Genomic DNA, 14,356 nt, shown 5'->3' with positions numbered 1-14,356 from the left:
GCAAGTTTATCCCTGTGCAAACTGCACAACCCAATCAGAATAGAGAATTTACAACACTATGGCGCAATTTTACTCCGCAAAACAGCGGGTGACGACAAAGCAACGCATTACCGTCACCATTGAAGACCTTGATCCTTTTGGACAAGGTGTGGCGCGCCATAATGGTAAAGCGATGTTTGTCAGCGGTGCGCTGCCGGGTGAGCAGGCAGAAGTCACGGTACTGGAAGATAAACGTCAGTTCGCCAGGGCGAAAGCGACACGTATCAGCCAACCCAGTGCGGAACGCGTGACGCCGCGCTGCCCGCACTTCGGCGTTTGTGGCGGGTGTCAGCAGCAGCACGTCTCGGTGGCGCTACAGGAACAGAGCAAAGCCAAAGCACTGGGACGCATGCTGAGCCGCGATGCGCCTTTGCCGGTATCGGTCGATGAGATCATCAGCGGCCCCGAATGGGGGTATCGCCGCCGTGCCCGCCTGGGATTGCAGTGGCAGCCGAAGCAACAACGTTTGCAGATGGGGTTCCGCAAAGCCGCCAGTAACGACCTGGTGGAGTTAACTCAGTGCCCCATTCTGGCGCCCGACCTTGAAGCGTTGCTGACACCGTTGCACTGTTGTCTGAGCACATTAAATGCGGTGAAGCGGCTGGGCCATGTTGAGCTGGTGCTGGCGGATAATGGCCCGATGATGGTGCTGCGCCATCTTGATGCATTGTCCGCTGCCGATCGTGCAAAACTGGAACGTTTTTCGCATGAACATGATTTGATGCTGTTTCTCGCCGATGGCAGCGATGATCTGACGGCCCTGAGCACCAGCGAGCCGTATTATCAGTCGTTCAACCTGAAGCTGACCTTCAGCCCGCAGGATTTCATTCAGGTTAATGATGCGGTGAATCAGCAAATGGTGGCGAAAGCCATCGACTGGCTCGATTTACAGCCGCATGACCGGGTGCTGGATCTGTTTTGTGGTATGGGTAACTTTACGCTTCCTGTAGGAAAGTTCGTAGAAAATGCCGTCGGTGTGGAGGGCGTTGCAGCATTAGTACGGCAGGCAGCGTATAATGCAGACCTGAATAATCTGAAAAATGTCCGCTTTTTCCAGCACAACCTGGAGGAAGATGTTGCGCGCCAGGCATGGGCTGCGCAGGGATTTAATAAGGTGTTACTGGATCCGGCGCGAGCCGGGGCGGCAGCTGTGATGTCGCACATTGTTAAACTTGCGCCGGAACGCGTGGTCTATGTTTCCTGTAACCCAACGACACTTGCCCGCGACAGTCAGACATTACTGTCAGCAGGCTACCATTTGGAAAGGGTCGCGATGCTGGATATGTTTCCTCATACCAGTCATCTCGAATCCATGGTGCTGTTCAGCAAAACATAAGCGACATTCATGTCGCTGTGGCAGGAGAGGATATGGTTGCGGTTAGAAGTGCGCATTTGAATACGGCGGGGGAATTTGCCCTCGACCAGTGGATTGCCAGTTTAGGTATTGCTAACCCGCAATCCTGTCAGCGCCTGGCTGACACCTGGCGCTACTGTGAAGCCGAAACGCACGACCATCCTGAACAGGCTCTGCTGCTGTGGCGCGGTATTGAGATGGTAGAAATCCTCACCATGCTCAGTATGGATATCGACAGCCTGCGCGCCGCGCTGATCTTCCCGCTCGCCAATGCGGATGTGGTCAGCGAAGAGGAGCTGGAGCAGACCGTCGGTAAAGGTATCGTCTCGCTGGTGCATGGCGTGCGCGATATGGATGCGATTCGTCAGCTGAAAGCGATCCACAACGATTCGATGGCTTCCGAGCAGGTCGATAACGTGCGCCGCATGTTGCTGGCGATGGTGGAAGATTTCCGCTGCGTAGTCATCAAACTGGCGGAACGTATCGCGCATCTGCGTGAAATGAAGGATGCCCCTGAAGACGAACGCGTGCTGGCGGCCAAAGAGAGCACCAACATCTACGCGCCGCTCGCCAACCGTCTCGGTATCGGCCAGCTCAAATGGGAACTGGAAGATTACTGCTTCCGCTATCTCCATCCGGATGAATACAAACGTATCGCCAAGCTGCTGCATGAGCGGCGTATCGATCGCGAACAATACATCGAAAACTTCGTCGATAACCTGCGCAAAGAGATGCAGAAAGAGGGCGTGCGTGCCGAAGTGTATGGCCGCCCGAAGCATATCTACAGCATCTGGCGCAAGATGCAGAAAAAATCGCTGGCCTTCGATGAGTTGTTCGATGTGCGTGCGGTGCGCATCGTGGCGGAACGCTTGCAGGATTGCTATGGCGCGCTGGGTACGGTGCATACCCTGTATCGCCACCTGCCGAGTGAGTTCGACGATTACGTTGCCAACCCGAAACCTAACGGTTATCAGTCCATCCATACCGTGGTGCTGGGGCCACAGGGCAAAACGGTTGAAATCCAGATTCGTACCCGCCAGATGCATGAAGACGCTGAGCTGGGCGTGGCGGCGCACTGGAAATACAAAGAAGGCCCCACCAGCAGCAACGCGCGTGGTGCGGCAGGCCATGAAGAACGTATTGCCTGGCTGCGTAAGCTGATCACCTGGCAGGAAGAGATGTCGGATTCTGGCGAAATGCTGGAAGAGGTGCGTAGCCAGGTGTTTGACGACCGGGTTTACGTGTTTACCCCGAAGGGCGACGTGGTCGATTTGCCCGCCGGTTCAACGCCGCTCGATTTTGCTTACCATATCCACAGCGATATTGGTCACCGCTGCATCGGGGCCAAAATTGGTGGCCGTATCGTCCCGTTCACCTATCAGTTGCAGATGGGCGACCAGGTTGAGGTCATCACCCAGAAACAGCCGAACCCGAGCCGTGACTGGCTGAACCCGAACCTCGGCTATATCACCACCAGCCGTGGTCGTTCGAAGATCCATAACTGGTTCCGTAAACAGGATCGCGACAAGAATATTATCGCCGGTCGCCAGATTCTGGATACCGAGCTGACTCAGCTGGATATTAGCCTGCGTGAGGCGGAGAAGCTGCTGTTGCCGCGCTATAACGTCACGTCGCTGGATGAACTGCTGGCGGCGATTGGCGGCGGTGATATTCGCCTCAACCAGATGGTCAACTTCCTGCAAAGCAAGCTCAACAAACCGAGTGCCGAAGAGGAAGACCGCGAAGCGCTGCGTCAGCTGACGCAAAAATCGCACACGCCATCGTCGGCACGCAAAGAGAGTGGCCGTGTGGTGGTGGAAGGGGTCGGCAACCTGCTGCATCATATCGCCCGCTGTTGCCAGCCGATTCCGGGTGACGATATCGTCGGCTTTATCACCCAGGGGCGCGGCATTTCGATTCACCGCGCCGATTGTGACCAACTGGCGGAGCTGATTTCCCATGCGCCGGAACGTATTGTTGATGCAGTGTGGGGGGAGAGCTACTCCAGCGGTTATTCGCTGGTGGTACGTGTGACGGCTAACGATCGTAGCGGCCTGCTGCGCGATATCACCACCATCCTGGCGAATGAGAAGGTCAACGTCCTCGGTGTCTCCAGCCGCAGCGATACCCGTAAACAGCTGGCCACCATCGATATGGATATCGAGATTTACAACCAGCAGGTGCTGGGCCGCGTGCTTGCCCGACTGAATCAGGTGCCCGATATTATCGACGCACGCCGTTTGCATTGATCCCCATCTTTATCGGGTCGGCATCAATACCGACCCTACATTCGTAAGGAGCGCATGTATGCGCTCCTTTTTACCAAAGGACCCGTCCATGAATGCCCTTCAACGTCTGCTCACCATCATGCAAACCCTGCGCGATCCACAGCGCGGTTGCCCGTGGGATCGGCAGCAAACTTTCGCCTCCATCGCCCCTTATACGCTGGAAGAGACGTATGAAGTGATTGATGCCATCCAGCGCGAAGATTTTGACGATCTGCGCGGCGAGCTGGGTGACCTGCTGTTCCAGGTGGTGTTTTACGCGCAGATGGCCAATGAGCAGCAGCGTTTCAACTTCGATGACATCTGCAACGGCATCAGCGACAAACTTGAACGCCGCCACCCGCATATCTTCGGCGATACGCAGGTCGATGATGCACAGCAGGTGATTAAAAACTGGGAAGCCATCAAACAAAATGAGCGGGCGGAAAAAGCGCAACATTCGGCACTGGATGACATCCCCAAAGCGTTGCCTGCGTTAATGCGCGCACACAAAATCCAGAAACGTTGCAGCAATGTCGGCTTCGACTGGAATAGCCTCGGCCCGGTGCTGGATAAAGTGCATGAAGAAATTGATGAGGTGATGCACGAAGCGCAGCAGGCGGTGATCGATCACGACAAGCTGGAAGAGGAAATCGGCGATTTACTGTTCGCCACGGTTAATCTTTCACGTCATCTCGGCAGCAAAGCCGAAGTCGCGTTGCAAAAGGCGAATGACAAATTTGAACGCCGTTTTCGCCAGGTGGAAGGGCTGATTGCCGCGCAGGGGCTGGTGATGAGCGATGCCACCCTTGAGCAGATGGAAGAAGCCTGGCAGCAGGTTAAAGTCAGTGAGAACAAGCAGTAACGTAGCGCGGGCGATTTGTTGATTATTCCAGCGCTGCGCATAAAATCACCGCTTAAGCTTACTCGATTCAGCTGAGCGGTAACTTTGTGACGTGCGTCAACATTTCAACCCTGGCTATCCGCTATGTTATTCGCTGCACTGCGCAGGAGGAGAGGGTGGTGATTGATCAATTGTGGCAGGTGACGACTTCAGGTATACTGTTTTCCCGTCCTGGTTATTCCATCGTCTTTAAACCTAAACTCTCAGGTTCAGCATGACAACGAACTATATTTTTGTGACCGGCGGGGTCGTTTCCTCTCTGGGGAAAGGCATTGCCGCAGCCTCCCTCGCAGCCATCCTTGAAGCACGTGGTCTGAATGTGACCATCATGAAACTCGATCCGTACATCAACGTCGATCCGGGTACCATGAGCCCTACTCAGCACGGTGAAGTTTTCGTCACCGACGACGGGGCCGAAACCGATCTGGATTTAGGTCACTACGAGCGCTTCATCCGTACCAAAATGACGCGCCGCAACAACTTTACTACCGGCCGTATCTACTCAGAAGTGCTGCGCAAAGAGCGTCGTGGCGACTATCTGGGTGCGACCATTCAGGTTATTCCGCACATCACCAACGCCATCAAAGAGCGCATCATTGAAGGTGGCGAAGGCCACGATGTGGTTCTGGTGGAAATCGGCGGCACCGTGGGGGATATCGAATCCCTGCCGTTCCTCGAAGCGATTCGCCAGATGGCGGTCGATGTGGGCCGTGAACACACCATGTATATGCACCTGACGCTGGTTCCGTACATGGCTGCCGCAGGCGAAGTGAAAACCAAGCCAACGCAACACTCGGTAAAAGAACTGCTGTCCATCGGGATTCAACCCGATGTGCTGATCTGCCGTTCTGACCGCGCTGTACCGGCCAACGAACGCGCTAAAATTGCGCTGTTCTGTAACGTTCCGGAAAAAGCGGTTATTTCCCTGAAAGATGTTGATTCCATCTACAAGATCCCGGGCCTGCTGAAATCGCAGGGTCTGGATGACTACATCTGTAAACGCTTCAACCTGAATGCCCCGGAAGCCAACCTGGCCGAGTGGGAACAGGTGATTTATGAAGAAGCGAATCCGGGCGGTGAAGTGACCATCGGTATGGTCGGCAAATATGTCGAGCTGCCGGATGCGTACAAATCAGTGATTGAAGCCCTGAAACACGGTGGTCTGAAAAAACCGTGTCACCGTCAACATCAAGCTGATCGATTCGCAGGATGTTGAAACCCGTGGTGTCGAATTACTGAAAGATCTGGATGCTATTCTGATTCCGGGTGGCTTTGGCTACCGTGGCGTGGAAGGCAAACTGATGACCGCGCAATACGCGCGTGAAAACAACGTGCCTTACCTCGGCATCTGCCTGGGAATGCAGGTTGCACTGATGGAATTTGCCCGCAACGTGGCGGGAATGGCTGGCGCCAACTCAACTGAATTTGTGCCAGACTGTAAGTACCCGGTGGTTGCGCTGATCACCGAATGGCGTGACGAAGAAGGCAACGTCGAAGTGCGTAGCGAGCAGAGCGATCTGGGCGGCACCATGCGTCTGGGTAGCCAGCAGTGCCAGCTTACGCCGGAAAGCAAAGTACGCCAGATGTACGGCTCAGACGTGATCACTGAACGTCACCGCCACCGTTATGAAGTAAACAATATGCTGTTGAAGCAGATTGAAGCGGCGGGTCTGCGCATTGCAGGCCGTTCCGGTGACGATCAACTGGTCGAAATCATTGAGATTCCAAACCATCCGTGGTTTGTGGCCTGTCAGTTCCACCCGGAATTCACGTCGACCCCGCGCGATGGTCATCCGTTGTTCGCTGGCTTTGTTAAAGCGGCGCAGGAGTACCAGAAGCGGTTAGCGAAGTAAGTTTCACGAGCAGCGCGCGAAGTTTCGCGCGTTGTTTGTCTTAGGATTGACTAACTTGTACTGAGGAAAATCGAATGTCCAAAATCGTAAAAGTCATCGGTCGCGAAATTATCGACTCCCGTGGCAACCCGACTGTAGAAGCAGAAGTGCATCTGGAAGGTGGTTTCGTTGGTCTGGCTGCTGCGCCGTCAGGTGCGTCAACCGGTTCTCGCGAAGCTCTGGAGCTGCGTGACGGTGACAAATCTCGTTTCCTGGGCAAAGGCGTAACCAAAGCGGTTGCGGCGGTTAACGGTCCGATCGCTGACGCGGTAAAAGGCAAAGATGCCAAAGACCAGGCGAACATCGATAAGATCATGATCGAGCTGGACGGTACTGAGAACAAATCCAACTTCGGTGCAAACGCCATTCTGGCCGTTTCTCTGGCTGCGGCGAAAGCTGCTGCTGCTTCTAAAGGTCAGCCGCTGTATGAGCACATCGCTGAACTGAACGGCACCCCGGGCAAATATTCTATGCCGCTGCCAATGATGAACATCATCAACGGTGGTGAGCACGCTGACAACAACGTCGACATCCAGGAATTCATGATTCAGCCGGTTGGCGCGAAAACTGTTAAAGAAGCCATCCGTATGGGTTCTGAAGTTTTCCATCACCTGGCAAAAGTGCTGAAAAGCAAAGGCATGAACACTGCGGTAGGTGACGAAGGTGGCTACGCGCCGAACCTGGGTTCTAACGCCGAAGCACTGGCTGTTATCGCTGAAGCGGTAAAAGCAGCAGGCTACGAACTGGGCAAAGACATCACCCTGGCGATGGACTGCGCAGCATCTGAATTCTACAAAGACGGCAAATACGTGCTGGCGGGTGAAGGCGGTAAAGCATTCACTTCTGAAGAATTCACCCACTTCCTGGAAGATCTGACCAAACAGTACCCGATCGTGTCTATCGAAGACGGTCTGGACGAGTCTGACTGGGCGGGCTTCGCTTACCAGACCAAAGTGCTGGGCGACAAAATCCAGCTGGTAGGTGACGATCTGTTCGTAACCAACACCAAGATCCTGAGAGAAGGTATCGATAAAGGCATCGCTAACTCCATCCTGATCAAATTCAACCAGATCGGTTCACTGACCGAAACCCTGGCTGCTATCAAGATGGCGAAAGACGCTGGCTACACCGCGGTGATCTCACACCGTTCAGGTGAAACCGAAGATGCGACCATCGCTGACCTGGCGGTAGGTACTGCGGCTGGCCAGATCAAAACCGGTTCTATGAGCCGTTCTGACCGCGTTGCTAAGTACAACCAGCTGATTCGTATCGAAGAAGCACTGGGCGCGAAAGCACCTTTCAACGGTCTGAAAGAAGTGAAAGGCCAGGCTTAATCGCCTGCTGATGCCGCCTGAAGGCGGTATCGCCTGATATGAAGCCCCGCCTCGTGCGGGGCTTTTGCATTTTTGGCGTAAAGCCGCTGTTGTTACCGGTGACAGATCTGCCATAATCTGCGCCTTGAAATGATGAAGTGAGTAAAAAATGTTCTACCCGATTAACGAAATGTTCCAGACACTGCAGGGCGAAGGTTTTTACACGGGCGTTCCGGCACTGTTCATCCGCTTGCAGGGATGTCCGGTGGGTTGTAGCTGGTGTGATACCAAACATACCTGGGAAAAGCTGGCAGATCGGGAGACCTCGCTCGGTGACATTCTGGTCAAAACTGTTGAAAGCGATGCCTGGGGCAACGCCGATGCTGCGATGCTGATTGAGAGCATTCAGCGTCAGGGCTGGACTGCGCGCCATGTAGTGATCACCGGTGGTGAACCGGCCATTTACGATTTACGCCCTCTGACCAGCGCACTGGAAGCGGCGGGTTTTCAGTGCCAGATTGAAACCAGCGGCACCCATGAAATTCGCTGTACTGACACCACCTGGGTGACGGTTTCACCGAAAGTGAATATGCGCGGTGGTTACGATGTGCTGCCGCAGGCGTTAGTGCGGGCGGATGAGATCAAACATCCGGTAGCGCGCGAGCGTGATGTTGAAGCGCTGGATGCGTTGCTGGCAGGATTGCACGACGAGAAAAAGCGCATCATTGCGCTACAGCCGATCAGCCGTGGTGATGCGGCGACCAAACTGTGCATCGAAACCTGCATTGCCCGCAACTGGCGCTTGTCGATGCAGACGCACAAATATCTCAATATCGCCTGATATTGCCAACACCTGCAGAGACCCGTAGCGGCGCGATTTATCGCGCAATTCTGTGCAAGATGCGCGATAAATCGCGCCGCTACGGTTTCGATTACTGTTTTGCCTGATACGCGTCAAAAGCCTGCTTAATTTCTGCTTTCGCTGCCGCCGCATCCTGGAAACCATTCAGCTCCACTTTCTTACGGCCATCCGGCAGTTGTTTGTAGACGCGGAAAAACGCCTGCAAACGTTCCTGCTCGATCTTCGGCAGATCGTTCATCGTCTTGATATCGTCATAGGTGGGATCGATTTTGCTGGCGGGCACCGCGACGATCTTATCGTCCACTTCGCCACCATCGATCATCTTCAGCACGCCAATCGGACGCAGTTTGATCAACGTACCCGGTTGCAGCGGGGCTCGGCTGTAGAAAATCACATCCAGCGGATCACCATCGCCACCCAACGATTGAGTCAGCGAACCGTAGTTGGCCGGATAAGCCACCGGCATCGACTGAAAACGGTCGGCGACGATAAAGCCGGTTTTTGCGTCGGTTTCATACTTGATATTGCCACCCGCCGGGATTTCCGTGACGGCATAAAACTCATCCGGCACGTTTTTCGGCTGCGGGAAATCAAGCACGTTTTGCGCCTGAACGGCGGCAGAGGCGGAAATAAAAACAGCAATCAGGGAAAGGCGTTTCACCAGGTTCATTGTTGATTCTCTTGATCTTTAATGAAGGAGACAACAACGTAGGGGGCGTTGATGACAGCCAGATGACCTGAGTGTAAAGAAGCGTAGGGGAGGAAACTCAGGCTGCACGGGAGCAGCCCGGGAACACAACAACTATCCGCGGTAGACGCAGCCTGCGGTGCAGGTTTCTTTGATCATCACCGCACTGAGTTCTGGCAGGATCGGCTTCATCTCGTCCCAAATCCATTTTGCCAGCACTTCGCTGGTGGGATTGGATAGACCTGGGATGTCATTCAGATAGTGATGATCGAGACGATCGTAAATCGGCGCAAACGCCGCTTTCAGTTCTGCAAAATCCATAACCCAACCGGTATAAGCATCCACTTCACCGGTAATTTCCAGCCGCACCAGAAAGGAATGGCCGTGCAGACGACCGCATTTGTGCCCTTCAGGCACGTGGGGTAAGCGGTGCGCCGCTTCAAACTGGAACTCTTTAAACAACGTGGTAGACATAATGGCCTCAACATAAAAACCGCTGAAGTCTACCTGAAATGCAGATTTTTAGCATCCGTTACCGATGAACAGGGCATTTTACGCACTTAACCCAATCAGGCTGAAAATTAACTTATTGAATAGTCATGGCTTTATTTACCACTTTTGCTGGTTAGCATTACCCGAAAAACCACTTAGTCGTTTTGGTTATTTATTATGTCGAAGGTTTATTTAATCGTTAATATACGGGCCGGTAACCTACTCACTCTTCCGCCATTTTACGGTCCGGACTTCTGATACTGGAATTTTTAACGCGATGACGACTCAGGCACCCCCAGGTTCACTGCTGCCGCTAACCCCGGAGCAACTCGCGCGCTTACAGGCGGCGACTACCGATTTCTCTACCACCCAAATGGCATGGCTTTCGGGTTATTTCTGGGGCATGGTCAACCAGACGCCAGGAGCCGTGGCTGTTCCTGCGCCGGTGCAGGCCGACGTGCCGACCATCCTGTTGATCTCCGCATCGCAAACCGGCAATGCGCGTCGTCTGGCGGAACAACTGCGTGATGACCTGCTGGCCGCGAAACTGAGCGTTAATCTGGTCAACGCCGGTGACTACAAATTCAAACAAATTGGTCAGGAAAAGCTGCTGGTGGTGGTGACCTCCACCCAGGGCGAAGGCGAGCCGCCGGAAGAAGCGGTGGCGCTGCATAAATTCCTGATGTCGAAAAAAGCCCCGCAGTTGAAGGGCGCGGCCTTTGCCGTATTTGGTCTCGGTGATACTTCCTACGAATTCTTCAGCAAAGCCGGTAAAGACTTCGACAGTCGCCTGGCCGAGCTGGGGGCCGAGCGTCTGCTGGATCGCGTGGATGCGGATGTGGATTACGCAGCCCAGGCCATTGCCTGGCGTCAGCAAATCACCGACATCCTGAAAGCGCGGGTGCCGACGGAAGCACCGGCCATCGCTGCCATCACTGCCGCGGGCAGCGTTAACGAAGTGCACAGCAGCCCCTACAGCAAAGAAGCACCGCTGACAGCCAGCTTTGCCGTGAATCAGAAAATCACCGGGCGTGATTCCGATAAAGACGTGCGTCATATCGAAATTGACCTCGGCGATTCCGGTCTGCGTTACCAGCCGGGCGATGCTCTCGGTGTCTGGTATGAAAACGATCCGGCGCTGGTATCAGAACTGCTGGAACTGCTGTGGCTGAAAGGTGACGAGCCGGTGACTATTCACGGTGAAACCCTGGCGCTGTCTGATGCCCTGCAACGTCATTTCGAGCTGACGGTGAACACGCCGCAGATCGTTGAACACTATGCCGCGCTGGCTCGCAACGATGCGCTGCTGGCACTGGTGGGTGACAAGCCGAAGCTGCAGCATTACGCGCAGAGCCTGCCGATTGTCGATATGGTGCGTCAGGCTCCGACCGAACTGAACGCTGAGCAGCTAACCGGACTGCTGCGCCCGCTGACGCCGCGTCTGTATTCCATCGCGTCCTCACAGGCTGAGAACGAAACCGAAGTGCACATCACCGTGGGTGCGGTGCGCTACGACATCGATGAACGGGTACGTGGCGGTGGTGCCTCGACCTGGCTGGCAGACCGGCTGGAGGAAGACAGCGAGATTCGCGTGTTTATCGAGCATAACGACAACTTCCGTCTGCCTGCCAACCCGGAAACGCCGGTGATCATGATCGGACCCGGTACCGGCATCGCCCCGTTCCGCGCCTTTATGCAGCAGCGTGATAACGAGGGTGCAGGCGGCAAAAACTGGCTGTTCTTTGGCAACCCGCACTTCACCGACGATTTCCTGTATCAGGTTGAGTGGCAGAAGTATGTTAAAGACGGTCTGCTGACTCATATCGATCTGGCGTGGTCACGCGACCAGGCAGAGAAGATTTACGTACAAGATAAAATCCGTGCCAAAGGTGCGGAAGTGTGGCGCTGGATTGAAGAAGGCGCGCACCTTTACGTCTGCGGCGACGCCAATCGCATGGCGAAAGATGTTGAGCAGGCATTACTGGATGTGGTGGCCGAGCACGGTGGAATGGATCGTGAAACGGCTGACGAGTTTTTAAGTGAGCTGCGCATTGAGCGCCGTTATCAGCGAGACGTTTACTAATGAGTGAAAAACACCCTGGACCGCTGGTCGTTGAAGGCAAACTTGTTGATGCCGAGCGTCTGAAAAAGCAAAGCAATTATCTGCGTGGCACCATCCTTGAGGATCTCGATGATGGTCTGACCGGCGGCTTCAACGGCGATAACTTCCTGCTGATCCGTTTCCACGGTATGTACCAGCAGGATGACCGCGATATCCGTGCCGAGCGTGCGGCGCAGAAACTCGAACCGCGTCATGCCATGATGCTGCGTTGCCGTCTGCCGGGCGGCATCATCACGCCGACCCAGTGGCTGGCGATTGATAAATTCGCCACCGACAAAACCATTTACGGCAGTATCCGTCTGACCAACCGCCAGACGTTCCAGTTTCACGGCATTCTGAAGAAGAACGTCAAGCCGAGCCACCAGATGCTGCACGAAGTCGGTCTTGATGCGCTGGCAACCGCCAACGACGTCAACCGTAACGTGTTGTGTACCTCGAACCCGGTGGAATCTGAGCTGCATCAGGAAGCCTACGAATGGGCGAAAAAGTTGTCGGAGCACCTGCTGCCGAAAACCCGTGCCTATGCGGAGATCTGGTGGGATCAGGAAAAAGTGGCCACCACCGATGAGGAGCCGATCCTTGGTGAAACTTACCTGCCGCGTAAGTTTAAAACCACGGTGGTGATCCCGCCGCATAACGACGTGGATCTGCACGCTAACGATCTCAACTTCATCGCTATCGCTGAGAAAGGCAAACTGGTGGGCTTTAACCTGCTGGTAGGCGGTGGGTTGTCGATCGATCACGGCAACAAAGCGACCTACGCGCGTACCGCCAGTGAGTTCGGTTTCCTGCCGGTGGAGAAGATCCTCGACGTTGCGGCTGCCGTGGTGACCACGCAGCGCGACTGGGGCAACCGTACCGATCGTAAAAACGCCAAAACCAAATACACACTGGAACGCGTGGGCGTGGAAACCTTTAAAGCGGAAGTGGAAAAACGTGCCGGACTTACCTTCGGCCCGACGCGTCCGTACGAATTTACTACCCGTGGCGACCGCATTGGCTGGATCAAGGGTGTCGATAAGAAATGGCATCTGACGCTGTTTATTGAAAACGGTCGTTTGCTGGATTATCCGGGCCGTCCGCTGAAGCGCGGTATCGCCGAAATTGCCAAAGTGCATCAGGGTGATTTCCGTCTGACTGCCAACCAGAACCTGATTGTGGCGGGTGTGCCGGAGAAGCAAAAAGCGCAGATCGAAGCCATCGCCCGTGAACACGGTTTGATGGAACAGGTAACGCCGCAGCGTGAAAACTCGATGGCCTGTGTCTCTTTCCCGACTTGCCCGCTGGCGATGGCTGAAGCCGAGCGCTTCCTGCCGTCGTTCGTGACCAAAGTGGAAGAAATCATGCATGGTCATGGCGTTGGTGAGGAGCACATAGTGCTACGCGTTACCGGTTGTCCTAACGGCTGTGGCCGTGCCATGCTGGCCGAAATCGGTCTGGTGGGCAAAGCGCCAGGTCGTTACAACCTGCATATTGGCGGCAACCGTATCGGTACCCGTATTCCGCGCATGTATCGTGAAAACATCACGGAAGGTGAGATCCTCGCCAGCATTGATGAGCTGGTGGGACGCTGGGCCAAAGAACGCAAAAGTGAAGAAGGTTTTGGCGACTTCGTGATTCGCGCGGGCATCGTGAAGCCGGTGGTTGATCCTGCCCGTGATTTTTGGGACCCGGAGGCAGTATGACGGTACTCGATCTTTCCGCACTGAATGATTTACCGAAAATCGATCGCGTAATGGCGCTGGCAGAAACCAACGCCCGGCTGGAAAAACAATCGGCAGAAGAGCGTCTGAACTGGGCGCTGGAGCAACTGCCTGGTGCGTTTGTGCTTTCGTCCAGCTTTGGGATTCAGGCGGCGGTGTTGCTGCATATGGTCACCCGGCTGAAACCGGAGATTCCGGTGATTCTGACCGATACCGGTTATCTGTTCCCGGAAACCTATCGCTTTATCGATGAGCTGACTGAGCAGCTCAACCTGAATTTGCAGGTATTCCGTGCTGAAGCCTCACCTGCCTGGCAGGAAGCACGCTTCGGCAAACTGTGGGAGCAGGGTGTCGAAGGGATCGAGAAATACAACCAGATCAATAAAGTGGAACCGATGAACCGCGCACTGGAAACGCTGGGGGCGCAAACCTGGTTTGCTGGCCTGCGCCGCGATCAGTCCGGCAGCCGGGCGCATCTGCCGGTGCTGGCGATTCAGCGTGGCGTTTTTAAAGTTCTGCCGATTATCGACTGGGATAACCGCCAGGTGCATCAGTACCTGAAACAGCATGGCCTGAAATACCATCCGCTGTGGGATGAGGGTTACCTGTCAGTGGGGGATACGCATACCACGAAGAAATGGGAACCCGGCATGGCGGAAGAAGAAACGCGTTTCTTCGGTCTGAAGCGTGAGTGCGGCCTGCACGAAGGTTAATCTTTCCACC

Annotated in this window: 10 protein-coding genes and 1 pseudogene; 9 read left to right on the top strand and 2 right to left on the bottom strand. The window is 54.8% G+C overall.

The window, feature by feature from the left end; genetic code table 11:
* Positions 1-58: 58 nt before the first annotated feature.
* The 6 genes and pseudogenes from rlmD (at position 59) to queE (ending at position 8,607) form a co-directional block, all read left to right on the top strand.
* A complete protein-coding gene (rlmD, locus tag HA50_RS15560; protein WP_084876479.1) occupies positions 59-1,375 on the top strand; it encodes a 23S rRNA (uracil(1939)-C(5))-methyltransferase RlmD in 1,317 nt (438 codons plus the stop codon).
* 32 nt (positions 1,376-1,407) lie between these two features.
* Entirely contained in the window at positions 1,408-3,642 is a 2,235-nt protein-coding gene (relA, locus tag HA50_RS15555; RefSeq protein ID WP_084876478.1) for a GTP diphosphokinase, read from the top strand.
* 88 nt (positions 3,643-3,730) lie between these two features.
* Positions 3,731-4,522, top strand: coding sequence for a nucleoside triphosphate pyrophosphohydrolase (gene mazG / locus HA50_RS15550; protein ID WP_084878556.1), 792 nt, complete (start codon positions 3,731-3,733; stop codon positions 4,520-4,522).
* 253 nt (positions 4,523-4,775) lie between these two features.
* Positions 4,776-6,414 (top strand): annotated as a pseudogene (gene pyrG, locus HA50_RS15545) (glutamine hydrolyzing CTP synthase).
* A gap of 74 nt (positions 6,415-6,488) precedes the next feature.
* The gene (eno, locus tag HA50_RS15540; protein ID WP_084876477.1) at positions 6,489-7,787 is read left to right on the top strand and encodes a phosphopyruvate hydratase; all 1,299 of its coding nucleotides are present in this window, start codon (positions 6,489-6,491) and stop codon (positions 7,785-7,787) included.
* 148 nt (positions 7,788-7,935) lie between these two features.
* The gene (gene queE, locus HA50_RS15535; protein ID WP_084876476.1) at positions 7,936-8,607 is read left to right on the top strand and encodes a 7-carboxy-7-deazaguanine synthase QueE; all 672 of its coding nucleotides are present in this window, start codon (positions 7,936-7,938) and stop codon (positions 8,605-8,607) included.
* Positions 8,608-8,698: 91 nt separating this feature from the next.
* Here the strand turns inward: queE and HA50_RS15530 are convergent, their stop codons facing one another.
* Together HA50_RS15530 and queD are read right to left on the bottom strand one after the other, a co-directional pair.
* Entirely contained in the window at positions 8,699-9,298 is a 600-nt protein-coding gene (locus HA50_RS15530) for an inorganic diphosphatase (protein ID WP_084876475.1), read from the bottom strand.
* Between the two features lie 132 nt (positions 9,299-9,430).
* Complete coding sequence (gene queD / locus HA50_RS15525) at positions 9,431-9,790, bottom strand: 6-carboxytetrahydropterin synthase QueD (protein ID WP_084876474.1); 360 nt, start codon at positions 9,788-9,790, stop codon at positions 9,431-9,433.
* Positions 9,791-10,085: 295 nt separating this feature from the next.
* Here queD and cysJ point away from each other — a divergent pair, with 295 nt between their 5' ends.
* Genes cysJ through HA50_RS15510 form a run of 3 tightly spaced genes read left to right on the top strand, consistent with a single transcriptional unit; the run spans position 10,086 to position 14,346 of the window.
* Complete coding sequence (gene cysJ / locus HA50_RS15520) at positions 10,086-11,891, top strand: NADPH-dependent assimilatory sulfite reductase flavoprotein subunit (RefSeq protein WP_084876473.1); 1,806 nt, start codon at positions 10,086-10,088, stop codon at positions 11,889-11,891.
* Positions 11,891-13,615 (top strand): assimilatory sulfite reductase (NADPH) hemoprotein subunit, encoded by a 1,725-nt coding sequence (gene cysI / locus HA50_RS15515; protein WP_084876472.1) that lies wholly within the window; start codon positions 11,891-11,893, stop codon positions 13,613-13,615. The genes cysJ and cysI overlap by 1 nt, the downstream gene beginning before the upstream one ends.
* Positions 13,612-14,346 carry a phosphoadenylyl-sulfate reductase gene (locus HA50_RS15510; RefSeq protein WP_084876471.1) on the top strand — a complete coding sequence of 245 codons (735 nt, stop codon included), beginning with the start codon at positions 13,612-13,614 and terminating at the stop codon, positions 14,344-14,346. The genes cysI and HA50_RS15510 overlap by 4 nt, the downstream gene beginning before the upstream one ends.
* The last annotated feature ends 10 nt before the right edge of the window (positions 14,347-14,356 follow it).

The sequence above is a fragment of the Pantoea cypripedii genome (assembly GCF_002095535.1).
Classification (GTDB): Bacteria; Pseudomonadota; Gammaproteobacteria; order Enterobacterales; family Enterobacteriaceae; genus Pantoea; species Pantoea cypripedii.
Note: the sequence above shows the minus strand (reverse complement) of the source record. Positions and strands in the feature narration are given on the sequence as shown.